The 25467-nt window shown below is 41.8% G+C and carries 21 protein-coding genes; 12 read left to right on the top strand and 9 right to left on the bottom strand.

Annotated features, from left to right (window positions below; all coding sequences use genetic code 11):
* Positions 1 to 5: 5 nt before the first annotated feature.
* The 7 genes from IPJ09_19860 to IPJ09_19830 form a co-directional block, all read right to left on the bottom strand.
* The gene (locus IPJ09_19860) at positions 6 to 1085 is read right to left on the bottom strand and encodes an alpha/beta hydrolase (protein MBK7373647.1); all 1080 of its coding nucleotides are present in this window, start codon (positions 1083 to 1085) and stop codon (positions 6 to 8) included.
* A gap of 749 nt (positions 1086 to 1834) precedes the next feature.
* Complete coding sequence (locus tag IPJ09_19855) at positions 1835 to 5740, bottom strand: hypothetical protein (protein ID MBK7373646.1); 3906 nt, start codon at positions 5738 to 5740, stop codon at positions 1835 to 1837.
* Positions 5741 to 5882: 142 nt separating this feature from the next.
* A complete protein-coding gene (locus IPJ09_19850) occupies positions 5883 to 6836 on the bottom strand; it encodes a cytochrome C peroxidase (protein ID MBK7373645.1) in 954 nt (317 codons plus the stop codon).
* A 167-nt stretch (positions 6837 to 7003) separates the two neighbouring features.
* Positions 7004 to 7774 carry a hypothetical protein gene (locus tag IPJ09_19845; GenBank protein MBK7373644.1) on the bottom strand — a complete coding sequence of 257 codons (771 nt, stop codon included), beginning with the start codon at positions 7772 to 7774 and terminating at the stop codon, positions 7004 to 7006.
* Positions 7775 to 7896: 122 nt separating this feature from the next.
* Positions 7897 to 8715, bottom strand: coding sequence for a 3'-5' exonuclease (locus IPJ09_19840; protein ID MBK7373643.1), 819 nt, complete (start codon positions 8713 to 8715; stop codon positions 7897 to 7899).
* 45 nt (positions 8716 to 8760) lie between these two features.
* Entirely contained in the window at positions 8761 to 9753 is a 993-nt protein-coding gene (locus IPJ09_19835; protein MBK7373642.1) for an FAD:protein FMN transferase, read from the bottom strand.
* 123 nt (positions 9754 to 9876) lie between these two features.
* On the bottom strand, positions 9877 to 10710 hold the full coding sequence (locus tag IPJ09_19830) for a TerC family protein (GenBank protein ID MBK7373641.1): 834 nt from the start codon (positions 10708 to 10710) through the stop codon (positions 9877 to 9879).
* Positions 10711 to 11013: 303 nt separating this feature from the next.
* On the opposite strand from IPJ09_19830, the gene IPJ09_19825 reads away from it, so the two are divergent.
* Positions 11014 to 11988 (top strand): Omp28-related outer membrane protein, encoded by a 975-nt coding sequence (locus tag IPJ09_19825; protein MBK7373640.1) that lies wholly within the window; start codon positions 11014 to 11016, stop codon positions 11986 to 11988.
* A gap of 13 nt (positions 11989 to 12001) precedes the next feature.
* On the opposite strand, the gene IPJ09_19820 is transcribed toward IPJ09_19825, so the two are convergent.
* Positions 12002 to 12661: an ABC transporter ATP-binding protein gene (locus tag IPJ09_19820; protein ID MBK7373639.1), complete on the bottom strand. Its 660-nt coding sequence runs from the start codon at positions 12659 to 12661 to the stop codon at positions 12002 to 12004.
* A gap of 247 nt (positions 12662 to 12908) precedes the next feature.
* Between IPJ09_19820 and IPJ09_19815 the strand changes: the two genes are divergently transcribed.
* The 4 genes from IPJ09_19815 (at position 12909) to IPJ09_19800 (ending at position 17461) form a co-directional block, all read left to right on the top strand.
* Entirely contained in the window at positions 12909 to 14135 is a 1227-nt protein-coding gene (locus IPJ09_19815) for a glycosyltransferase (protein MBK7373638.1), read from the top strand.
* 3 nt (positions 14136 to 14138) lie between these two features.
* The gene (locus IPJ09_19810) at positions 14139 to 15311 is read left to right on the top strand and encodes a glycosyltransferase (GenBank protein ID MBK7373637.1); all 1173 of its coding nucleotides are present in this window, start codon (positions 14139 to 14141) and stop codon (positions 15309 to 15311) included.
* Positions 15312 to 15488: 177 nt separating this feature from the next.
* Positions 15489 to 16613, top strand: a complete 1125-nt coding sequence (ribB, locus tag IPJ09_19805) for a 3,4-dihydroxy-2-butanone-4-phosphate synthase (protein ID MBK7373636.1) — start codon at positions 15489 to 15491, stop codon at positions 16611 to 16613.
* Positions 16614 to 16711: 98 nt separating this feature from the next.
* A complete protein-coding gene (locus tag IPJ09_19800; GenBank protein MBK7373635.1) occupies positions 16712 to 17461 on the top strand; it encodes a hypothetical protein in 750 nt (249 codons plus the stop codon).
* Between the two features lie 3 nt (positions 17462 to 17464).
* Here the strand turns inward: IPJ09_19800 and IPJ09_19795 are convergent, their stop codons facing one another.
* Positions 17465 to 18403 carry an amidinotransferase gene (locus IPJ09_19795; GenBank protein ID MBK7373634.1) on the bottom strand — a complete coding sequence of 313 codons (939 nt, stop codon included), beginning with the start codon at positions 18401 to 18403 and terminating at the stop codon, positions 17465 to 17467.
* A 240-nt stretch (positions 18404 to 18643) separates the two neighbouring features.
* Here IPJ09_19795 and hscA point away from each other — a divergent pair, with 240 nt between their 5' ends.
* From hscA to IPJ09_19760, 7 genes are all read left to right on the top strand, one after another.
* A complete protein-coding gene (hscA, locus tag IPJ09_19790; protein ID MBK7373633.1) occupies positions 18644 to 20503 on the top strand; it encodes a Fe-S protein assembly chaperone HscA in 1860 nt (619 codons plus the stop codon).
* Positions 20500 to 21558: a beta-lactamase family protein gene (locus IPJ09_19785; GenBank protein ID MBK7373632.1), complete on the top strand. Its 1059-nt coding sequence runs from the start codon at positions 20500 to 20502 to the stop codon at positions 21556 to 21558. The genes hscA and IPJ09_19785 overlap by 4 nt, the downstream gene beginning before the upstream one ends.
* A gap of 229 nt (positions 21559 to 21787) precedes the next feature.
* A complete protein-coding gene (locus IPJ09_19780) occupies positions 21788 to 22144 on the top strand; it encodes a translation initiation factor (GenBank protein ID MBK7373631.1) in 357 nt (118 codons plus the stop codon).
* A 214-nt stretch (positions 22145 to 22358) separates the two neighbouring features.
* The gene (locus IPJ09_19775; protein MBK7373630.1) at positions 22359 to 22634 is read left to right on the top strand and encodes a hypothetical protein; all 276 of its coding nucleotides are present in this window, start codon (positions 22359 to 22361) and stop codon (positions 22632 to 22634) included.
* A 423-nt stretch (positions 22635 to 23057) separates the two neighbouring features.
* On the top strand, positions 23058 to 23453 hold the full coding sequence (locus IPJ09_19770; GenBank protein ID MBK7373629.1) for a hypothetical protein: 396 nt from the start codon (positions 23058 to 23060) through the stop codon (positions 23451 to 23453).
* 215 nt (positions 23454 to 23668) lie between these two features.
* The gene (locus IPJ09_19765; protein ID MBK7373628.1) at positions 23669 to 24568 is read left to right on the top strand and encodes a hypothetical protein; all 900 of its coding nucleotides are present in this window, start codon (positions 23669 to 23671) and stop codon (positions 24566 to 24568) included.
* Positions 24569 to 24584: 16 nt separating this feature from the next.
* Positions 24585 to 25439 (top strand): hypothetical protein, encoded by an 855-nt coding sequence (locus IPJ09_19760; protein ID MBK7373627.1) that lies wholly within the window; start codon positions 24585 to 24587, stop codon positions 25437 to 25439.
* The last annotated feature ends 28 nt before the right edge of the window (positions 25440 to 25467 follow it).

Raw genomic sequence — 25467 nt, 5'->3', positions numbered from 1 at the left:
AAAGATCAATAAAATAAATACTTCAACGCAAATGGAAATTCGCTGCCCCAATAGTTTTCACTGTGTCTGCCAGGTTCATTGTAAGCATAATGTACTCTGTCATTGGCAGGATCAGCTTGTGTGAGGCGGTCGTAAAAGTCTTGTACAAACCCCTTCATATTAGAGGCTTCTCTACCACCTGCATAGAGATAAATATCCTGGTTGAAACTCACTAACGGCAAATACATAAATCGGTCATACATTATATCGACGATCTTCCACAGTGAAGGACTAAAGATCATCAACTTGCCAAAGACATTGGGATGAGTAGTACCAGCCATCAGGGATATCAAGCCTCCCATTGAACTGCCGCCGATCCCGGTATAGAATTGTTCTGCCTTTGTCCTGTAATGACTGTTGATAAAAGGAATGAGTTTGTCTACAATCCAATCTACAAATTCATGCCCCCTGCCCTTCTCACCTAAATAATGCCGGATATAATTGTATTCTTCTACCCTTTTGGTACCTGCATGATCAATACATACGATGATCACTTCGTGCATTTTTTTTTCAGCCAGAACTGCCAGGCGCTTATGGATCTCCCAGGATCCGAATGGAGCTCCATCCTCAAACAGATTTTGTCCATCCATCATATACAACACCGGGTAGGATTTTTGCTGTTGATCATAGTCATATGGCAGCAAGACTGAAATTCTACGTTTTTTACGGGAACGAGGTAAAGTAAGATCATAATGGTAGCGTATCAAAGGAAGCAAATCAGCCAGGTGGCTTCGGCCTTCGTGTCGCCACCTGGGCACCCATGCGCGTATGGTCTCTTGTGGGTCCACAACTATTCTATTCGGTACTCCCCCACCATATTCATCCAATTCGACATTGGCCCAGCGGCTCCTCAAAAACTTATATTCAATCGGCTTGGACAGATCGTATTCTAAGTCAAAAGCGCCTTCATATGCCCCTGACTCCGTCTTCTGGAGTTGATATCCATTTTCATTCCAATCATTGAAATTCCCTGCTACACAGATCGGCTCTCCTACCTGGTCAGGAGTAGATAGATGAAAGGTCAATCTTTGATGAGACAGATTCATTAGAACGTAAAGATAGTGATTGTAAAAAATCAGAAATCATGGTAGGTCTCAGCAATAAGCTGTTGGAAGCACTGGATTCTTGCTCCCAGATGCCACTAGATCTATTCAAAAGCAAAGAAAAATTGCCTAAAACAAAAATAGTCAGCTCCTACACGTTTGCAAGGGCTGACTATCCGACAATTATAATCCCATGAACATATCCAAAAATTCTACAGGGGTAGAATCCGTTTTGGTATATATTTAATGAACCTAGAACTTCAAATTTTTGATGGAATCTTTTGTTTTTCAAAATAGAGAGTTATACACTTTTGTATAACTCTCTATAGACAAATTATAATCCCATGAACATATCCTTTACTTAAAAAGGATCGCCAAATTTTTTCGATTTAGCTTGATTCTAAACTTTCATTTAAAATCATGATACAATGATCGAGAGATTATGAAGGGATTTCAAGGACATTTTTAGGCCGTTGTTATATATATTTTTTTATAATATAATACTAAATATCTATAAATATGTACTTTTAAATCATTTACAAATATTAAATATTTATAATATGATAATTATGATCCAAAAATGCAAGAAAATATTCGTCTTTTGTTAAAAAATTTAACAGATTCTGCCGAAAATTATCTTAAAAAAACCTCGTATCGAACCCAACCCTCTGATTTTTCCGGCATTCCAGGCTGCATGTGGCCGATTAACCATCAATCAAAAGCATCCGTTTGTTCAGAGTCAGTATCAGCATTCAATCAAATGCTGTATTCCTGGAATAAATCACCAGTAGATTATGAGCACTGTCTACTCCCGCCAGGTGTTCAATATTATAGACACCGTTGGTGGTTTGCCAAATTGTACCTATCTGGGTTATGGTTTGAGCTGCTGCCAGACCAAGATTGCCCGCCTTCCAATCTGAGGCCGGAGTCCACCAATATCCAATAAGTTGACCAGCTCCGTTGACTCCTGCCAGATGATCTATTCGTACACAAGAACTGGTCTGCCAGGCTAAAGTAGAGGTAGGTTCTATTTTTTCACCGGAGATTTGTGACACATTTATTTTTTGCCAATCATGTTGGGGAGACCACCAGAAGGTAAAAACCTCCCCACTGTTGGATACAGCCGCCAGATGCTCGACATTAAATGGTCCATTGGGTGATTGCCAACAGGCGATACCGGAATAACTATTGACTTTTTGATTTGATCGCTGCGACACACTGAGCCCTTGCCAATCATGCTGAGGTGACCACCAAAAAGTGATTAAATCTCCTACTGTGTTGATGCCTGCCAGGTGCTCAACATTAAATGCTCCATTTTTTGATTGCCAGCTGGTCAATGCGCTGTATGAAGTGAGCTTGATACCCGATTTTTGGGAAACATTGATACCCTGCCAATCATGCTGTGGGGACCATATAAAAGTGATGAGATCGCCTGCCTTAGTCTCTCCTGCCAGGTGCTCGACATTGAAAACTCCATTTTTTGATTGCCAACTGGTGATTCCAGATGCCGGGTGACATTGGATTTTAGCCTTTCTGGAGACATTGACGGCTTGCCAATCATGTTGAGGTGACCACCAAAAGCTGATTAAATTACCTTGTACATCAAATCCCGCCATGTGTTCAACATTGAATGGACCGTTTTTCGTCTGCCAACTGGTCAGCCTGGAATCAGGGGATAGTTTTATTCGGGTTTTCTGAGAGACATTGACCGATGTCCAATCATGCTGCGGAGACCATATAAAAGTGATGAGATCGCCACCTGGTGTAATTCCTGCGACATGTTCGACATTAAACTGACCATTCTTAGTTTGCCAGCCAGTCGTATTTTTTTGAATTTTTAATCCGGTGATGGTACTTATATTGACCTTTTTAACGACTTCCGGGATATTTCCAATTTTCAATAGCCCTCTCCCATTGGTAGCCACATACAAGGATCGATCACATGGATCGGAGATTGGATCGAATGAGGCTGCAAAAGGATTGTTAGGCAAAGCGGTAGCATTTAATAATCTTCGCCAGTCATTGTGTTGAGTAGCCATATATACACCCGAATTGGCGATGACAAAACGAAGCGAAGGATCTTCCCTTGAAAAAGTCATATCATGTATCAGGGTGACATTGCCATCATAACTATATTGATGTCCCTCCGTCACTAATCCATCGAGCAAAGTATCTAACATCCAGGTAGTGCCCCCGTCATCAGATCTTTTGATGCCATTCATATCGATCACATAGATCATATTCGGGTTATATGGATTTACATAAAACCTCAACAATTTTAAAGCCGTCGAATCATTGTTAGGATATATTGGCGACCACACTCTTCGGCCACTTTTCCATTTCCATAAAGTATCTTTTTTCTCATTGAGTGTCACGAAATAGGTAGGATCTTTATGTCCTCCTGCAGTTTGTACGATGGCATTGAACAAATCACTTTTATTGGGCTCTGTATAAAATGCAAAAGGCAACAGTGGACCGACTTCGGTGGCGAAGGCAGGATCAAACCAGTCTTCATCATTGTTCAGATTAGTCAATCTTTGAGTACGCAGCAGCACTCGTTTTTTTTGAGGATTGAAGCGGATCATGACAAAGTCAAAGTCATCCGGTACGCTTTCATTCTGCAAGGTTAAGATCAAGGGTCTATAACCTTTGACGGCATAATGACTGACCAGGTTGGTATTGCCTTTTAAGATATTGATTTGCTTTCTCTGGAGCGTGCTGCCTGCGTCTGGCAATCCATTAGGATCAGAATAGACATCGATGCCTGCCCCCCGGGGCGTAAAAGCCAATACTTTATGGGGCATCGCTATATCAGTATACCACATATCGCAATCTCCACAACCTGACAAAGGATCTCGCCAGGTAGCACCCCCATCCAAAGAATAAAAATCATCATCGTCTCCGACACCCATATAGAGTCCTGGTTTTTTACCTGCCAGGGCTGTGAGTCCAACATTAATAGGACCAAGCACGGACAGGCCTTTGCCCAATTGCCAGGTAGCTCCCCCATCTAAGGATCTGTATACTCCGCCATCATTAGCCACAAACGCTTTGCCTGATATAAATTGGTCCAGCACCCTGTTTTGGTTATAGGGTGGATCTACCCCTGTGGGTGCTTTAAGTTTAATATTAAAATCTTTGGACACATATAATCCGTGAGGGTCCACATGTACATAGTTCTCTGTCGAGGTCTGTCCGGCAAGCTTGGTAGCAGAAGCGTCCCGGGAGTTAAAACTATGCCAGTTCAATGAAAGAGAGGGAAATCCTTTACAGACATGCACATGATTTTTATCCGAAAAAAACAATAGATAGCCATCTGCTGTTTTGTTGACATTCAGGTAAGCGTTGCCACTGTTAGTCATTCTGTACACCGCAGGTCCTGCAACCGGCAGCCACGACGATTTTTGAGTATTTACAGCACTCGTATCGAAAAATGTATAGATCCCCCACCAGATACTACCGTCTGTACAAGGTATACCAAATGGCTTACCCGTATTGACCGCTTTTATTTTAGGGTCATCTTTTAAAGGAGTGTTTTCTGCAATATCGGGAGAGGATTGGTACTTAATGTCTGTACTGGATTGATAGAGTGAATTATCATCAGCATCGAAGATGATTCTTTCATTGGCATTCCACCTATTGTTTGAGTCAGCATCGATGTATTTTAGCTTAGGGATATCGATCAGGGACGGAAGAGAACTGAGCTTCAATCCGTAGATGATAATATCGCTATCGTCATACCCATTATTATCATTGACATCGTAGATGATATGGGTATTGCATATCGCGCCATCTCCATCCAACAAATTATTGTTTCTCCAATAACTGGGACCATTGGCCCAGGACGGGCTCGATACCATGATTTGATTGGTCGTACCTGGTATAACTACCATGATCTGTGCACTATTGCCACCGTGATCATCCACAGGGCCACCAATCATCGTTGGTATTTGCGCACTGAGGTCCCTGTGCCAGGTGCCACCTCCATTAAATGACACAAACACCACCCCTCGCCCTAAGGCATAAACTCTCCTGTTAGCACCTAGCAACTCGGCAATGGCGATGTGCCAGACTGCCAGGGGCATATTGGTTGTAGTCCAACTCACCCCTGCATCCCTGCTGGTATGGATCACACTTCCAGCGGCTATAAACACCAGATTGGGGTCATCCGGTGCTATGACTATCTGACCTAGACCATTGCCGATCAGTTGAATGAGGCTCCAGGTCTGTCCACCATCACGGGACTGGTAAGCTCCACTGGTGGAAATCGTTCTTGCAGTTTCGTAGGCCAATACATATACATGATCCGGATCGACCGGGGATACGACTATATCATTGATAAAACTAGCCGGCAATGCTCCAGGCACCACATTTTGGCCTGTTGGCGGCTGTGGTCGGGTCATCTGATACCAGTTTTCACCTGCATCATCAGAGCGCCATATGCCGGCCTGAGATCCTGCATATAACCTCGTGCCGTCTGCAGAGCCTGCGACATTAAATACTTTGCCGCTGGCAGAGTGATTTACACTGGAAGCGATTGGAAATGTCGTTGCTGTGGGGCTTACATCTTTGATGGTAGTGGGTTGAGCAATTAGGTTGGTGGCAGCCAACAATATCCAAACTGGGATGATTAAAATGCTGAAAAGTCGATCATACATGAGGTTTGTTTTTATTACAAGAAGTGTCTTTAAACTTCTTATTGTCCCCTTAATGTATGAATAATACTACTAAATAGAGCAAACTACGACCGACTCAGAAATATCCTTACTTGATTTAAGTGATATTTTAATTTTTGGCAGATTAAAATGGAGATCTCAAATCTGGATTTTGCACAAAACTGCTGTCTGTCAATGTGTGCAGAAAAGCGATGATATCTTGTTTTTGGCCAGGGGTCAACTTCAGTTTTCGGATGAAAGGATTTTTATTTTCTGCGAGAAAACCTCCTGAATCATAGTGATCGATAACCTCCTCCAATGTCTTGAATCTGCCATCGTGCATATAGGGTGCAGTCAGCACGATATTTCTCAGGGACGGAGCTCTAAACATACCATTTTCGGCAGTTGCGCCTGAAATGGCACCCCTTCCCTTATCTTTAAAATCATCCAATGAACTGACTTGTTGTATACCGTTATTAAAAAAATCTGTAGATGCCATCAAAGGCGCATTGTGACAATGAAAACACTCGGCATCTGGCAATCGACCACCAGATTTATCAAAATACATATCAAATCCCCTGAGCTCACTTTCAGTAAAAAATACTCCTGAGCCGGGAGTCAAGGCAAGATCATACTTGGACTTACCACTACTGACCATAGTCCGTTCAAATTGAGAAATGGCCCTGGCAGCCAGATATTTAGTAATAGAATCGATGGTCGTAATACCAAACGCTTTCCTGAAATCCGTAGGATAGTCTTTATGTCGCTGCAATCTTTGTATCGCATCAGGCCAATTAAAATGCATTTCCAACACATCTTCTACAGGCAAAAGGGCTTGAGCCTCGAGGGTGGATACTCTCCCGTCCCAAAACAAACCCGCTCTCTGAAAGCCGGCATCAATCAGGCTCATAGCACTGCGTCTGCCTGACAAACCATCTATGCCTTTACTGGTGGCCAACCCATCCGTAAAACTTTGGTTTAAATGATGACAACTCGAACAAGACTGAGTAGAATCTCCTGACAAGATCGGATCATAAAATAATTTTCTGCCTAAAGCCACACCCGCTTGAGTCAATGGATTGTCGGAAGGAATCTCCATAGCAGGATAAGTAGGGAGTGATGGTGTAGCCAGGGATACCGGTTGATAAGGGATGAGCAAAAGGTCTTCCTTGGTATCCAGACTTGGATCATAATCGCAACCAGCGATCATCACCAGCATTGAAAATAAACCTATAATCCTTATTGGCCCCATTAAAATTTAAAAGATCAATTTTTTAATTGAATGGCTGCTGCCAGTCTGGTGCTGAACAATTTCAACACCTCAATATTGGTCGGATTGTGATTAAGCGGGCTGCTTTTCAGATCAAAAAAACTTCCTCCGGGGGCATATACGTTTTTGATATCAAGGTCCAGGCCCATTTCTGAGGAAGCACCATTTGAGATTTTAATATTCTTTGCGATAGACACCCGTTGCAAACATTCATCTGTACCGGTATGAATAGCAAACCCTAAATCAAAAGTGCCCGTCCCCAATGAATCGAAGACCCCTTCCATCTTTGAGAAGATATAGGAGTTCCAGGCTTCCCAATAATGACTGGTAGAAGAGAGTGGATTGGAGCTGCTATAATCTTTGGGTTGCTTTTTATTAAGATCGGTACCGACCCCGACATTGAATTCAATGCCTGTATAATCGCCTGCCGGAATATCCCGCAGATTGATCAGTCTGTTATTGACATCTGTTGAGGTAAAATCGATCATTCCAACATCTGAAACATCAAGACTACCGCTAGCAGAAACGAGCCTGATCCCGGTCACATAAAAATCAAACTTGCTCCATTTGATCGCCCGGGTCCCGGCATAGGGAAATGACTTTAAGGTCACAAAATCTTCGCTGCCGTACTTTGGAGAAAAACTGATTTTCAAATCTCCGGATTGGTCATCGTCAGTTTTATGGCAAGCTGTAAGCCCTATCATCGATAGCAAAACCAAAACTCCTAATAATTGCAATCCCTTCTTTAAAATCGTAGTGTTTATCATTGCGCTGATCTTTAAAATAATATAATATCCCTCAAAGTTACGGGCATTATGCTTCGTTTATTTTAATCATTTAAGTTATTAACGTAGCAATAACTCATCTCAAATTGCCAGGCTACAGCAAACTAAACTTTGGGGTCAATATGTTCTTTGTATACTTTTTTCAGTATGGTTTTGACTTGGACAGAAAAGTCTTTATTCTGAATCCAATGGTAAAAATTACGGTCTCTTTTAAACACATCTATGACAGATTGTCCTATATATTTTCCAAAATTAAATACCATCACTCCTTCATTGTTTAGTTTAAGGCGATTGGTGACATCGACCATTTGAGGATCATTGGAAAAATCATGTAAGGCCTGGATGTCTGCTTTGATCGGACTGATGAACTCATTACCATCTTCGTCGGTCATCGTGGCATTCTGATATCTTTCTATTTGTCCTTTGAATATATTCACGACCGCATCAGCGTCGGCCAGCGCATCATGGGCTGAGATCAGATCTTGATTATTATAAAATTTTAAAGCTGCACGTAGGGTACGGGGCTCCATCTTATGAAAGATCCTCTGTGCATCTACTATTTTTCTGCCCGTTATATGCCAATCAATGCCAACTCTGGCAAATTCTTCCATCAATATTGGAATATCCAATTTATATGCATTGTAAGTCACTAAGTCCGCAGCTCCTATGAATGCCTTTATTTTGTCAGCTAGCAGACCAAAACCAGGTTTACGGGCTAGCTGGCCTGCATCAATATTGTGTATTGCATATGCCTCTTCAGAGATCGGGATACCAGGATTGATGAGCTCATTCCATACCAATCGCTCACCTCCTGGAGTGTATTTGATCATGGCCAGCTGTATGATCCGATCTTTTAAAAAATTAGGCCCGGTGGCCTCAATGTCTATGAATATTAAATCATTTGTGATAAAGTCTATGTCCATGCTTATACTTTGAGTAAACTAAGATTGAAAAATAAGCGCTTTGCCTTATTCAGGCACAAGGTACTGTTTGAAGCCCGGGGTCATATCCACTTGCAGACTGTCTCCGGCCCTGTAGATATAATAGGCCTCTATGCTTTGCCTCAATACGATAGCAGTACAGGAGTCCATACCCACTGTCATGCATGCAGTCGCCATAGCATCGATACTCGTACAATCCGATCCGATCAATGTCACACTCAGGAGCGTCGACCGCTGTGGAAAACCTGTCTTGGGATTCATCGTATGAGAATAGGTTTCAGCTCCTGAAGTATAAAAGTTTCGATAATTGCCTGAGGTTGTAATGGCCTCATCCTGAAGGGCCACTTTGGAAAAAATATCGTCTGTAGCAGCTGACTCCAGGGGTGTGTTTAACCCAACAGTCCATTTTTTACCATCGGGTTTTGTTCCTCTGGCTACCATTTCACCGCCTACTTCGGCGAGAAAACTATTATATCCACGATGGTCTAAAAACTGAGCGATCATATCTGCGCCATACCCTTGACCTATACCTCCAAAATCAAGTTCGATCAGGCTGTCTGATTTATACAATTCATATTGGTGACTGACTTTATCGTATTGGTAATTGACTTTGTCCATCCCGGTACTTTTTAGAATGGTCATTAGAATAGCGGTATCCGGATTTTGAACTTTGACCCTTCCGGAATAACCAAACCCCCAATAATTAACCAGTTTCATCACTGTAGGATCAAAAAAACCATGACTGGTCTTAAATGTTTGATGAGCTACGGATAAATTGGTGAAAAAGTGATCTAAAGCACCTGGGGTAGTATCATTTACCGGAAAAACGATCTGATGGCTCCGACTCTGATTAAAAAAGGTTACCAAAGAGTTTTTTTCATAAGTGGAGATTCCCAGATTAATCCAGTATAATAAGGAGTCGACAGAGATTTTTAGCGATTGTTCTTTGTTGGCATCAGAGGATGGATCGTAGATAGTGATATGATATGAAGTCCCCATGCTCTTGCCTTCGAAATGCATCTCTGGGTATTTCGCATTTTCCTGGCAGCCGAAAAAGAAAGCTAAGGAGCTTAAAAAGCAAATAATTTTTAACGCGGATAAGTGCAAGATGTTTATTTTTTCAATATGAAGATCCAGCAATTCCTAACCTTCTTTCATTTTGTCCATTAATCCTTCGGATATAGCTTCCTGTCCTGCACCATGCAACTGGACAGGCTTTTTCCTTTTACGGGTCCTGATATTCAAAAATTCTACGAAAAGAGAAAATGCAATAGCAAAGTACAGATACCCTCGTGGAATCGTACCAAGATGATTGCCAAATACATGTAAATTGGCTTCATGCGACCCTTCTGTGATCAACATAAAGCCGATCAAAATCAAAAAAGACAGCCCCAGCATCTGAATACTGGGATGCTGATTGACAAAATTACCAACCGGACCGCTAAACCACATCATGATTAATATAGAAAAAATAACTGCCAATATCATGATAATCAACACTTTAGTCATCCCGATAGCGGTCAGTATAGAGTCGAAAGAAAATACCAGGTTGATGATAGAGATTTGCCAGATAGCACTTATCAACGAAGGGGCCTTTGACTTGATATGAGATTTGGGCATGTCTTCGCCCTCTAATTTCTCGAATATCTCCGAGACGGATTTGTATAATAAAAACAACCCTCCTGCTATCAGGATCAGACTTTGTATCGAAAAGCCTGCAGAAGCAAAGCCCCAATCAAAAGAAATGATCGGCTTAGTCATCGCCATAAAGGCAGATATACCAAATAATAAGAGGACCCTAAACAGCATGGCTATGGACAATCCCCAGTTTCTGGCTGGTCGTTGGTCCTTAATATCCAATCTGGATGAAATAATGGTGATAAATATGATATTATCTATACCGAGTACAATCTCTAAAAAAGTGAGGGTCAGCAGGCTTATCCATACATCGCCAGAAGTAAAATCAGGGAAAGTCATTAAAAAAATTTGGGTTTGCGGGCTAAAGTTAAATATTAACCATCAAATGACATTAACTTAACTACATGGCTCCTTCCAAATATTAAATATTATATTATTATTTAATTTATTATTAACTATATATTAATTATTTATAATTGAGGACTGCATTCAAAGCGTGTGTAAGATTCTAACAAAAAGTCTAAAACTCTTATTGAAGTAATTCATCAGGATATAGAATCTATACTCTCTTAAAATTTTGGATCTTTCAACCAAAGTGGATTATCCGTCGTTGTAGTAATATCTTTACATCAAACACTTTTTATGAAAAATTTTTTGGTTCTGGTTGGCTTTATTGGTTTTACAGCCCTGGCCTTTGGTCAGACCGTACCAAGATATGTCCTGGTAGAGCATTTTACCAATACCTGGTGTCCTATCTGTGCCAGTCGCAATCCTGCCCTCAACGATCTCATGGAAAAATACGCTCAAAATGTACACAGGGTGTCCATACACCCACCCTATCCCTATAGTGGCTGTCCCTTGTATCAATTCAATAAAACGGAAAATCAGGATAGGGCAAATTACTACAATATATTTGGATCTCCTTCTGTAGTGCTCAATGGCGGAAATACGTTAGGTGGCACTCCACTGGTGTCAGAAGAAATACTTAAAAAAGAAATACAAAAGACCAGCCCCCTGGCTGTGGTAGTAACTGAATCTAATAAAGTGGTGACTGTCACCCTGAAGCCTAATGGATCGATAAATGGTAGTCTCAGGCTGATGGTATTATTGGCCGAACGCAACTTAAGATTTACAGCTTCCAATGGAGAGTTAGACCATCATGATGTCATGCGAAAGTTTTTGACACCGGTGACCGGCCAGGAAATCACTATACCTGACGCCAAAGAACAAAAATTTACTTTTACCTATACGGATCAAAACGGGTGGAAACCAGAGGAAATGTATGCCCTGGCTTTTGTACAAAATGCCAGCACCCATGAGGTGATCAATTCGGGTACCCGATTTGATGCTTTGACTACTCCCTTAAAGGCAGCTATCCCCACCCAATCCCTCAAAATATATCCTTCCATAGCAAGTGATCTGGTATACATGGACCTTCCTACCCACACCCCTGCAGGTTGGGACATCATCAATGCTCAAGGGCAAATTATGTTAAAAGGTGTCACCTCCGGGCAAAAGATACACTCCATTTATATCGGAGCCTTGCCTCACGGACTGTATTGGCTAAAACTGAATAGCGAGTCTACCCCATATACAGCCAGGTTTATTAAAAGATAAAGAGGCTTAATTATCAGGATCTTAGATGAAGAGATCCATTTTCAAGAGTAAGGATCTTATCACATTGGTCAGCCAGGTCAGGCTGATGAGTTACGATGACAAAAGTCTGATTAAAATCTGTACTGAGCTGGCGGATCAATCTATGAAATTCTTCGGCATTGGATTGATCCAGGTTGCCGGTAGGTTCATCTGCCAGGATTACGCTTGGATGAGAAAACAAAGCTCGGCATATAGCAGCTCTTTGTTGTTCTCCCCCTGACAGCTGAGAGGGCTTTTTATTAATATTAGCCTGTAATCCAAAGTATTGTATCAAAGTATTGGCTCTGTCATCCATATCTTTTTTACTCCAGCCCCCAATGTATCCAGGCATAGATATATTCTCTTTTAGATCAAACTCCGGAAGCAAATGATGAAACTGAAATACAAATCCGATCTCTTTATTTCTAAATTCTGACAATTTATCCGGACTCAGCGAGAAAGGAGTCTGTCCGGCGATAGTGACTGTCCCAGCATCTGGCCGATCTAGTGTACCCAAAATATGCAGTAAAGTACTTTTACCAGAACCAGACTTACCCATAATAGCTATGATCTCGCCCTGGCCTACATCAAGATCAAGATCTTTTAGCACTGTTACATCTCCATAGGACTTGCAAAGCTGTCTTGCCGATATAATATATTCCATTAATAGGGCACAAATCTCCTAATTTTTGGCATATAGAAAAATAATTCAGGCAATTGATGATATTTTAAAGCAAAGACCCACCAAAAAGCCAATTCTTTCGTTAAATAGGTAATGCCTCAAACAATTTATCTTAAGTCTTTCCTAAAGGTATCATTCAGTTTTCCTCACACATAAATCTCACTGATGATAGTCAATTCGAATTTTTTAACCATATTTGCGAGTCGCTTCAGTAGAAATTATGCGCATACTTCAGCTCTGTAAAAAATTTCCTTTTCCTTTAAAAGACGGTGAATCTATAGCGGTGACCCATCTGAGTAAAGCGCTTCACCAAATGGGTTGTGATCTGACATTGCTGTCGATGAATACGCATAAGCATCATTACGACATAGCTAATTTACCCAGCGATTATTCTTATTTCACTGAGATTCATTCTGTCAATGTCGATACTTCTATCAATGGCTGGGATGCATTCATCAACCTCGTCAAAGGCCAATCTTACCATGTAGCCCGGTTTATTTCAGAAGATTTTAATGATAAACTGATTGAGATCCTCACCAAAGAAAAATTTGATGTCATTCAATTGGAGACCCTGTACCTGGCTCCTTATATTGAAACCATTCAAAAATATTCTACTGCCATTATCTCTCTGCGCGCACACAATATAGAGCATGAGATCTGGGAGCGAATCATCGAACACCATCCCAATAATTGGCGAAAATGGTATCTCAAACACCTCACCAAACAACTGAAAAAGTATGAGGTGGAGCAATTTGAAAAATATGACCTCCTGATCGCTTTCACTGACCGGGACCTTGGCAAATTCAGAAAACTTGGATATCATAATGGGGCTATCACTTCGCCCATCGGCATTGAGTTAAAACAATATCAGCCTCACCTGCAGCCTAATACATCACTCAGCATTACTTTTATTGGAGCTTTGGACTGGATGCCCAATTCTGAAGCTTTAAACTGGTTTTTGACCAAGGTATGGAAAATGGTCAATGCCCATCATCCGGAGTTTGAGTTGCATGTAGCCGGACGCAATTGTCCTGATCATATCAAAAATCTTAAGATCCCTAAAGTGATCATTCATGGAGAAGTCGAAGACTCCAATCGATTTATCAGCAGCCATCCTGTAATGGTAGTTCCACTTTTGTCTGGCAGTGGTATGCGAGTGAAGATCCTGGAGGGTATGGCTTTGGGGAAAGTGATTATTACTACTTCACTTGGTTTGGAAGGCATACCGGCTACCCATAAAGAAAACATCCTTATAGCTGATACGCCTGAGCAGTTTCTCGAATGCCTGGAGTACATCCATTTTAATCCTGATGAAATCACCCGCTTAGGTCATAACGCTGTAAATTTTGTCTCAGACCGTTACGATACTTATAAAATAGCGACTGGACTGATTCACAAATATCACTCCCTGATCGAATCAGGATATCACAATCATGCGGTGTCTTAAGATTTGAAGCTATTCATCATTAGTTCACGATTTCCTTATCCTTTAGAAAAAGGGGACAAACTCCGACTTTATTATCAAATCCAGCAATTAGCCACACGTTTTGAGATCACCCTTGCCTGCATCAGTGATCAAGAAGTATCTGAAGCGTCTATGGATCAGCTTCGACCCTATTGCCAGGAGATCCATATCTTCAGAATCAAATGGCCAGGGATTATACTCAACTTGTTATCAGGTTTTTTAAAAGGACTTCCACTGCAAATTGCCTATTTTTTTAATTCAAACATCCGGAGAAAAGTGGATACTTTAATCGAAGTCACCCACCCCGATCGAATATATTGTCAATTGATCAGAGTGGCAGAATATGTCAAGTCCCAACCAGGTCACAAGACCCTGGACTACATGGATTGTTTTAGTCACGGCGCAGCTAAAAGATCTCAGTATTGCAGTCTGTGGACGCGATGGTTTTGGAATCTCGAAGCCAAAAGGCTATCAAATTATGAATCTTCGATCTATCCTCGTTTTGATGCCCATACAGTGATCTCCCAGCAAGACGCTACGAACTTCTCGCTTAAAAGCACCCAAATTCTTACTCCAGTCTCTAATGGTTTGGCGCCTCAATTTTTCAAACTTACAGTGACCGGTACGAGGGATATCGATCTCTTATTTTTAGGCAATCTTCAATATTACTCCAATATCCAGGCTGTCAAGTATTTGATTAAAGAAGTTATCCCCCAAATCGCTCAATCAGACCGCAAGCTCAAGATAGTCATTGCAGGGGCCGATCCCGACCAGGCACTAGCAAAATGGATTGCGAATAGTCAATACCCTATAGACTTAATCGCTAACCCTGAGTCATCGGCCGCTGTCTATCTGAGGGCAAAAGTATTCGCAGCCCCGATCACCTTGGGTACCGGGCAGCAAAACAAAGTATTGGAGGCCATGGCCTGTGGGTGTACGGTCATCTGCAGTAAGGAGGTAAGATCAGGGCTTGATACACTGGCACCTTATTTATTTGTAGCTGAAGGTCCCGCTGAATATGCCCAATATATTATCGATGCAAACCAAAATTTTGACCTCAACTGGTCCAATCGAATGCGGGCCCGCGAGGCGGTACGACAACTTTTCTCCTGGGAGCACCATACTAAAAAACTTTTATCCATCATCGAAAAAGGGTAGTCGGATGCAAGACCGTTTTTTATGCGGCCAAGAATGTATAATTTGTTGATTTTTAATTTATTATAATAAATTTATGGTAGGAGTCAACGAAGCCTATTTGGAAATATCCCTTAAAAATACGGAGGAGTAATCTCCATCAGTGTGGCCAGCATTTTTAATCCTTACATTTGCAGGCAAATGAATCAAAATACAGGCAATCTACACACCATAGAAGAAGCCATCCAAGATATACAGGCAGGCAAAGTGCTCATCGTAGTAGACAATGAAGATCGTGAAAATGAAGGCGATTTTATTTGTGCTGCCGAAAAAATCACCCCAGAGATCATCAATTTTATGGCAACTCATGGCCGAGGCCTCATCTGCGCCCCTTTAGACGAAAACCGGGCTGACGAGCTCGATCTTCCTCTAATGGTATCCTCCAATACAGCTTTTCATGAAACGGCTTTTACCGTATCTGTAGACCTCATAGGGCAAGGCTGTACTACCGGAATATCCGCTCATGATAGATCCAAGTGCATCAAAGCACTGACCATGCCAGAAACCAAGGCCACCGATTTCGCAAAACCCGGACATATCTTTCCACTCAGAGCAAAGACAGGAGGGGTGCTCCGACGCAATGGCCATACCGAAGCTTCTGTTGACCTGGCTAAACTGGCAGGTTTATACCCGGCGGGAGTCCTCGTCGAGATCCTTAATCAAGATGGTTCTATGGCCCGCCTGCCTGAGCTGATAGAGCTGGCAGCTATCCATAATTTGAAAATAATCTCTATTCAGGACCTGGTGACGCACAGACTCAAAAAAGAAAGAATCGTAGAGCGATCCTACGAGCGGGATATAGACACAAAACACGGATCCTTTAAAGCCATCGTATTCAAACAAAATAATGGCGACGAACATCTTGCTATTGTAAAAGGCAGCTTTCTACCGGACGAAGTAGTCCCGGTACGGGTCCACTCCTCATCCGAATCAGGCGACATCTATAGTATACTATTCAATGGATATGCCAGCCAGGTAGAAAAGACCATGGATTATATGCAATCCACAGGCAAAGGGGTATTCCTCAACCTATTCCATGAGGAGAAAAAAGTATCTATTCTCGAAGCGCTCAAAGATCACAACAACCAGACAGGGCAACATCCGGATGCTACAAAAGAGCAACGTGATTTTGGTATAGGTGCGCAAATCCTGCGGGATCTGGGTATCTGTAAGATTAATTTGATCACCTCACAACCACGAAAACGGGTAGGGCTTAAAGCCTTTGGCCTGGAGATAGTGGATCATCTGGATCCAGATACTATATAGGTTTGGTCCGAAAAATTCCTGATTTGATCGAATATGACCTTGAGAAAGGAATTTAAAGTATTGAATAGAAGGTTTATATATCAAAATCGATCTCTTCCATGCTTAGACAAATCGTTATTTCTATCGGGGCGCTGCGCATCAGCAAAGATTTTATAATCAAATACAGACTGTGGGACAAGTGGCAATCCATGCGTTGGATCTATACCACCTTTGCCGTGCTCGCTATTGCACTGGGTTTTAAAATGCTCGGGCTAATAGCTGATGGCATCTCTAATCTAGGTCATATCGTCACCGGTGATTTTGACCAGGTGCATCTGGGGCTGACTGGCGGGGCATTTTTATCAGATTGGAATTTTACCAATTCCGGTTTTTACAATTACGTATTCTTATTTCTGGTGATGTCATTTGTGTTTCATTTTGGAGGTAGGGCCCTGGAGATTTTGTACGGCATCCCTTATAGACCCACCTTCAGGTTTTTTGTCAAATCACAAATCAGAACTGTCATAGCAGTCTTTATCTGTTTTATTTTGGAGCAAGTGTTGACTGGTCTGAGCTCGGCAGCCTTAAGTATCATGGGTGGTGCTTGGTTAAAGTGGTTAGCAAAGTTTTTAATCCAAAGTTTTTTATTTGGAGCTATCATCATCGATGGCTTGCATGAGATGCGCGGATGGTCGATCAACAAAGGCATCAAACATTCTTTTGACCACTACCCCGGTGTGGCTGTGTTATTTGGTGCCGTTGGATTATTGTTTTCCAAAATTCCATTTGTTGGCATTGTACTGGTGGGCTCTGTACTGACAGTAGGTATCCTTCTCGCAATTAAAAGGGTGGATACGATACAGGCTTAATGTTTATTTGGGCTTTTTAACCGGCAAAAATATCTCGGCTATCATGCACCGCACACTGCCTCCCCCATATTTTTCTATAGTAGGTATCGGGCTGGAAAGAATATCACCCGATGCTCTGAGCATCAGTAATTGCTCCGGAGTCAGGGAGGACCTGGCGGATTCTGACATTACCCAGATTAAATGGTTCTCTTTATCTCTCAATTGAATCATATTTCCCGCAAAATTCAAGACCTGCTCCCAGGAGAGGTCTACCAATTTCTTCTCTGTCCTCCCAATAGCCTCCAGGAGCATTTTTTTTTCGTTTTCATCCCGAATAGCTGACATACATACGACGGCTATATCTTCACCCAAAGCCATGATGACATTAGTATGATATACCGGAATCCCCTGAGGATCAAATGCATTAAATACTATTTTTTCATATTGTCGGATCAATGCAAACCGTTCTAAAAGTTCAGGGTTTGTGCGTGGACTCAAACAGGCATAGACCAGTTTGTTTTTTCTGTCCAGGATCATACTACCGGTGCCTTCCAGGATTTTGCCATCTTGCTCATCGTGTTCAAAAGAGTATCGGTTTTTTATTTGATAGGATGCTTCTAACAGGGTCACGATGTCTTCTCTGCGTTCTGCTCTTCTGTTAGGCGCCTGCATCGGATAGGTAATGAAGGTGCCGTCAGAATGTGTTGTAAACCAATTATTTGGAAAAACAGCATCCGGCTTTACCGGCTGCGGGGTGTCTTCAACCACCATGACCTGGATGCCCGCGCGCACGAGCGTATGCACGAGCTCATCAAATTCTTTGGTAGCCTCGAGGGAAATTTGAGCTGCTTGCTGATGGATAGGGGCAGCCTGGAATACATTAGACATCGCTGTATCAGTATTAAATCCAAAGGAGGACGGCCTAACCATGAGGATGTGTGAAGTAGTCTGAGGATCGTTCATCGATTTATACCAATCTGTTTTCATAATTTAATTGAAAGCGATTTGTCGCCTATGGTTAAAGATAATTTGAATTGACGAATATGGTCAAAATCAGCGAAACTATGAGCAGAGAAGCCCATTTGAAGGTATTCGACTGTCACAGCTGGCATACAGATACGAAAGTTGCCGTCTAATATAGGTTCAAAAAATCCCGACAAAATATCTTTCCGCATCTTTGCAGTAAAAAATAGACAAAAACGAATGGGAAAGATCCAAATTAATATGAAGCAAGGTAGTGTAGTGCATGATGAGGACATTATCATCGGTATAGACCTGGGTACTACCAACAGCCTCGTAGCTTATATGGAAAATGGACAGGCTGTCACTATTAAAACTTCTGATCAACGATCTGCTCTGGTACCATCTATACTCAGCATAATTGACAGTAAAGTCCTGGTGGGTGAAGAAGCCAAGGCCAGGTTAGTCACCAATCCCTCTGAAACAGTCTATTCTGTCAAACGATTGATGGGCAAAAGCCTCAATGATGTGACCCTACAAAAGTCTTTTCTGAGCTATGATCTCAAACTGGATGATCCGGATGCATTGGTGAGAATCAAAATAGGAGAACAATATTATACCCCGATCGAACTCAGTGCCCAGATCTTAAAGCAGCTCAAACTGATGGCAGAAGACCATCTCAAAAAAAATGTCACCCAGGCGGTCATCACCGTCCCAGCTTATTTTAATGATGCCCAGAGACAGGCCACCAGGGATGCCGGCAAGCTCGCCGGACTCGATGTGCTGCGTATCATCAACGAACCTACCGCTGCCAGTATGGCTTATGGATTGGGCATGAAAGAAGGTATCAATGAGATGATTGCCGTCTACGATTTGGGGGGAGGCACTTTTGACATCTCGATATTACATATCCAGGATGGCGTATTTGAAGTATTGTCTACCAACGGTGATACCTATCTGGGTGGTGACGACTTCGATCATGCCATTATGGAATATTGGATCACAGCGTCCGGTATGGACAAGGTCGCCTTGTTTGCAGACAAAAGCAAAACACAATCCCTAAGGTTGACTGCAGAAATCGCTAAAAAAGTACTGTCCTCAGCAACCGAATATTCCACTCAATGGTACGACCATCCGTTGACTATCACCGCTGCTAAATTTGATCAACTATCAGCACCCATCATCAATAAAACCCTGGAATGTTGCCGACAAGCATTGAAGGATGCGCAGTTGGGAACTGATAATATACTCAAAGTCATCATGGTGGGAGGGTCGACCAGAGTACCCGGTGTGCAACATGCAGTCAAATCATTTTTTGGGGACAAACTCTATAACGAATTAAACCCAGACGAAGTAGTCGCTTTGGGAGCGGCGGTGCAAGCCAATATACTATCCGGCAAAGATCAGCGATTTCTCCTGATAGATGTGACCCCGCTGTCCTTAGGGATAGAGACGATGGGTGGGCTGATGGATGTGATCTTGCCTCGTAACTCTAAGATACCCTCCAAGGTAGCGAGGCAGTACACGACTTCGGTCGATGGCCAGGTAAAATTAAAGATCACCATATATCAGGGTGAAAGAGACCTGGTCATGCACAATAGGAAACTGGGGGAATTTATACTTAGTGGTATCCCTCCTATGCCTGCAGGATTGCCAAAAATCGAAATCCAGTTTCTCATCAATGCGGATGGTATCCTCACGGTCAAAGCAAAAGAACTTAGATCAGGAGTACAGACCGAAATAGAAGTCAAACCACAATACGGACTAGAGGAGTCAGAAATGGCCCGTATGCTTACAGAATCTGTAAAGTATGCTCAGCAGGATATGATCATAAAAGCCATGCAGGAAGCCATCAATGAAGGCAAAAGCCTGATCCTGGCCACAGATAGATTTCTAAAACAAAACGACGCCCATCTTCTCCCAATTGAAAAAACGGATATGAGCGCGATGAGAGATAATATCCAGGCAGCCATCGATGCTCAGGACAAAGATCTGATCTACGATACCATAGAAAAACTGAATCAATACAGTGGCCCATTAGCTCACCGGATGATGGACATCAACATCAGCAAAGCTTTGCAAGGCACCAGAGCTATCGAATGAGGATATTTATTTTATTCATATTAATAGGTGGTCTTAATACGGGGCTTGCGCAAAAAGACCCTATTCGCAAAGAACTCAATCGGCTGATCAAATACGAAACGGATATTGATTTCAAATCGACGCCAGGATTTATCATAGGCATGATCGACGAAGACACTTCTTTTGTATACTCCTTTGGACAAAGAGCAGTGGATGACCCTGGCCCGATCACCAAAGACGATCAGTTTGAAATCGGAGGAGTTACCAAAGTATTTACAGCCTTGTTGGTAGAGACTTTAGCCGATAAGGGTCTACTTGATCTATCGAAGCCCATCAATGAATTTCTGCCCTTCGCCAATCCTTCCTTTGACCACTGCACACTCTTTAATTTATTGACTCATACCAGTGGTCTTCCCAAGCTGCCCCCGGGTTGGGGCCTGATCGAAGATGATAGTCGCAATCCTTATGCGGCTTTCAGCCAAAAGGACCTTGAGTCATTCTACCGATCCTATTCATTACAAGATCCATCATCTTCCACCTATCTCTATAGTCACCTCAACTACGTGATGATCGAATGGATCTTACAATCCGTCTTTGATAAAACATATATTCAGCTTTTCAAAGAAAACCTACCCGCGGATCTTGTCATTTCTTTGGATTCATCTACGACCATAGCAGGTTATGATCGCCAAACCCGACCAGTCAAACCATGGACTTCTCAGACCTTCGGAGCCGCACTGGGAGGCAAAGCCTCTCTGCATACGCTTCTGAATTTAACTTACCTTTTTCTTTATCCCCCAACGCCAGCTTATCTGGCATTGATACATCCACAACAGACTAGCATCAGAGGAGAAAAAGGATGGGTCGCTCCAGGCTGGCAGGTAGTAACTATCCCTGGTGAACGATTTTTATACGTACATACTGGTCGCACCGAAGGGCATCATGCTTTCGTAGGTTTATTACCGGATACACATACTGCAGTCGTCGTACTCGCCAATTCGGCTAGCGGTACTGAATTATTAGGCCTTAGTGTCCTTCGTATGATGAATAAGAATTGGAAAAGGAAAGGGGGGTAATAGGCATCCCGAGGCTTCGGGAGACAATAGGCAAAATAAGCAATAGACAATAGGCAATCGGCAAATAGACATCCCGAAGTCTCGGGGTAAAGGGTAAATAACCTGCGAAGTTTGCGAACTGGCTGGTGCGGAAGACTCTATTCAGGGTCAGGGGTTGCGCGCCAGCTCGCGTAAACCATCCCTGACAGCTCTTGGCTTATACCTCAATAATTCCTTAATTTTGAATCCTATGAAAAAGAAAACACTCGATGATCTATCAGAGCTCAGAATGGTATTTTCAACGGACCCATCATCGGTCCCACCACAAGAGGAAGAACCGACACAGGATGACCTGACTCCATATGCCAAACAATCTATCCGGATCTCCCGCGACAAAAAGCATCGCGGAGGCAAAGAAGTCACTTTGCTGGAAGGATTCGAATTAAACGAATCAGGACTGGAAGCCATGGCTAAAATGCTCAAAACATCATGCGGTGTAGGCGGATCTGTCGTCGAGGGCTTGGTCTTACTCCAAGGGGATCAAAGAAAGAAATTACCTGCAGTGTTGCAAAAAATGGGTTTTAAGAAGATTAAGGTGATCCAATAAGGTGTGGCAGAACTACCCTGTTTTTAAAAATTGGCTTATGCATGCTCTTTATAAATCCATTTGGACTCTCTTAGCACTAATCATTATCTCCTGTAAATGAGGACCATGTCCTGAATTTGAAATCGAAATTGATCTTAAATACCTTAATCAGCAGGGTCACTCCATTTTCGAAAATGAAGCACTCAGTACTGAAAAGGATGTTACCATCTATTATATGCAAGATAACCGATTTACACGGGTGTATAGTCCACCTGGTACCATGGTGACGACTAATACTGTTTATGTTAAAATCCTCCGAACAGCTCTTAATACCGATCCCTCAAAAAATGGCTTTTGCAGGACCATACTTCAGGTCAAAGGATTCGAGCCGGATACCATAGATGCCACATTTGGTCAGAAAAAGAACCTCACCGTATTGGATCGATTGGTGCTCAATGGAAGAGAGCAGCATCGGTTTGGAAAGAATCAACTGGTGACGATAGTGAAGTAACTTCCCTATGCAGAGCAAGTAAATAGTCGTTTTTTCATGTTTAAGAATCCATCATTCATTTTAGGCTGCCTCCCTGCCAGGTAATAAAATCATCTTGCCCTGCTGACCTCCAAGGAATAGAATACGAAGTATTTTTAACCATTGTGCACAGATCCATTAGAACCTACTCAAATCCTTTCTCTTCTAATCTATTAAGTCAATCCTTAATGACACATGATCATTATTTCTCCGTTCCAATCCAGAGCATCAAAATGAATAACGAAATTGATTAGCCAGGAGGAATTCGTAGAGACAACTCATTGACCCAGATCTTTAAAGTTTAATGTTGACTACGAACATTTGTTAAAGCCCTATAGACTGATCAATATCAGGCAGTTTCTTTATCATACTATTGTTATTTTAGATACTTTTGCAAAATAAGAAATGGATACCGCCAGGCAGATCAGTGCATATACCCTTATACTTGTAGTCGTATTGAAGACTTTCAGTATGGTTTCTGCATTGGTCTCATTCGAGTTGAACAGGCAATATTATGCAGAGGTACTTTGTGTAAATAAAAACCGACCTGAATTAGCCTGCCATGGAAAATGTGTATTAATGCAAAAGATTTCTATGCAAATAGAGACTGAACATCATAGAAGTTCAGATAATTATCTCAATTTTTTTCAAAAAATATTCGAATCTATTGATGTATTCACTCAAGGCTCATGCGAATCATGGTCCTTCAATGAAAGCAATCTAAATACAGCGCTATTTGATTACACCGCATGTATTCCTACTGGCATACATCGTTCCATTTTCCACCCTCCTACCATTTAATTCTATATCTCCATTTGTTTGACAGCTGAGTACAAGACATTCTTTGTATCAGAGTCAGCCAATGGAACAAATGGGATTTCTCTCCTTACTCATGTATCTGAACTAAATTCAAATACATGTTTGGAAAACGGATTGAAATTTTATCGAATTTTTCAGAAACCAAGTTGATTTAACGGTACGCATGAGATTTGCGTATTAACCTTTTTATCGTTCGCATGAAAAAAATAATTCTGATCGTTTCAGTGATCATAGGTCAGTGGTCATTGACGAAAGCCTGTGATGCTTGTGGCTGCAGTATGCATGGCATAGGGGTGGATATGATATCTGTATTGCAAAAAAACTATTTTGGCATGCAGTATTATACTGGCACTTTCACCTCTAATCTGCCGGACTCCAAAGGCTCAAAAGACAAGTTTAGAACACTTGATTTTTCATTGCGGGTTGGTATAAAATATAAATGGTATGTGCTCATAGATCAGCCTTACATATACAATACCAGGAAGCATCCGGATGGCAATGGTACTGTGCAAGGAATAGGTGATAGCAAAATCTCTGTACATTATATTCTCAGCAAACAGTCAAAAAGCGCCAGCAATCTTCATTTTTACATTGATGGAGGTATGGGCATAAAAGGCGCAACCGGAAAATATGATCCATATATTCACATACAACAGAATTTGCCTGAAAATTTTAATGTAGGCAATGGAAGCTGGGGTATTTTTTCAGCAACTAATATAGGAGTCTCGAATGACCGATGGTTGGCTTTTATGAGTACACAATACATGCATTTTTTCAATACAAAAGAAGATTATCATTTTGGTGATCAGTCATCGGCCCAGCTCGTTTTGGGGAATAAATTGAAAAAAATGGGAGCATTTTCGCTAACCCCTTATGCAGGTTTCTTAGGAGAATTTATACAGAAAGACCATAAATCCTTGGCCCATTATTCTACGACTGGAGGAGCTGGATTGTACACTTCATTCGGAATAAGCATTCAGTCAGGAAGATTCAATTTCAACACCTATGCAAGCATTCCTTTAGTGCAGCAGTATTCAAATGATGATCTGCAGGCTGCCAATAAAATTCAATTTCAAATAAGTTATTTATTCAATTAAAAAAAATATAATATAAATGAAAACTATTCAATTAAGTATCTTAGGATTATTACTTTTTACATCTATCTTCTCTTGCAAGAAAGATGAAATCACTGCAAATGCTGGAGCTGTAGAGCTGGAATTTGACAACATAGCCACCTTAAATAATGTAGTCAAACAATTAAGCATGGTTCCAGCCGGCAGTACAGAATACGCCTATACCAATGGAATGAACCAGAAGTACAACATCAGTTTACTTAAATATTTTGTATCTGCTATTGAACTCCAGGGACCAAATGGAGAATCGTTTAAAGATGAAGTATCTGTTTCTGCATCAGGCACCAAAGGTTATTATCTCATCAATGAGCAAGATCCTGCATCCCAGGTAGTTACCTTGAAGAATGTTCCGGCAGGAAAATACAATAAAGTGATCTTTACTGTTGGTGTAGATTCAGCAGGGGTGAGCGATGGAGCAGTAGGTGGGGCTTTGGATATCGCCACAAGTAAAATGTTTTGGAATTGGAATTCTGGTTATATAGCCGTAAAATTTGAAGGTCAGTCTGATGCGTCCAATGGAGGCGTAACCGGTGCAGAAACCATCACAGCCGACAACAAAAACGGTATGGCCTTTCATGTAGGGGGATGGAAAAATATTGCAGGCTCCGCATTCGTATATAATAATAAAAAAATCAACCTGACATTCGATACTGATGCAAAAGTAGATGATGCCAACACACCTCAGGTACACATGCTTTTTGATGTATCCAAATTATTTAGTGGTGTAAACAAAATCGATTTTTCCGGAAATCACAATGTGCATAAACCTTCAGATGGTGTGAGCATAGCTGACAATATCGAATCTGCATTCATCTTCGATCATATCCATCAGTAAGAATCCATAAAAACAATCATCGATAATC

This window comes from Saprospiraceae bacterium, assembly GCA_016709995.1.
Lineage (GTDB): Bacteria > Bacteroidota > Bacteroidia > Chitinophagales > Saprospiraceae > JADJLQ01.
Note: the sequence above shows the minus strand (reverse complement) of the source record. Positions and strands in the feature narration are given on the sequence as shown.